Here is a 614-nt window from a genome sequence, read left to right on the forward strand (position 1 = left end):
ACGACTTCAAAAAATCACCAAGTAAAAAGTATCTGCAAAACTCAATTCAAGTATTAAGTAATCCAAATCTCATTGAATTTTCAAAAAAATGTGTTCGTTTTGAAGCAAGATTAAAACAACGTTATTTAGATAAACATCAAATCCCACGCAATTTATTTGACTTAATTAACTATCAGAGAGATTACGAAGAGCAGGGTAGAAGCCTGATTAAAGACCTATGGCAAGACGCATTCAAAGACATTATTAAGGCTGTCGGGGAAAGCAATATGAATATTTACAACAGAGATCAAATTCAGCGTTTATTACGGAAAAATTATTTTTCAATCACTCCAAAAGGAAATGTGAGCTATGCGAAAGCTGATCGTTTATTCAGTTTTTATAAGAATTTACTAAGTGATGGCTATAGGGAAACCTTAGACGCTATGCCAAGAAACACATTTTGGAGATATGAAAAGGATCTTATGGCCGTAGGTTTAACTAAAGCCCAATTACAAAATCTAAAAGCTCACGAACGGCATAACATCATTCCTTTGATGAAACTTGTTGAAATAGACTTTAGCTGTCAAAGACCTGACTGGTATACAGAACCGACTTTAGATGATTTTGAATTATTA

At 33.2% G+C, this 614-nt stretch carries 1 protein-coding gene; it reads left to right on the plus strand.

What is annotated here, in order from left to right:
- Positions 1-614: phage/plasmid replication protein, II/X family (locus tag ACERCF_RS12555; RefSeq protein ID WP_373625792.1), on the plus strand; the 614-nt coding region annotated here is incomplete at both ends.

It is taken from the genome of Mannheimia kashgarensis (assembly GCF_041807705.1).
Taxonomy (GTDB): Bacteria; Pseudomonadota; Gammaproteobacteria; order Enterobacterales; family Pasteurellaceae; genus Mannheimia.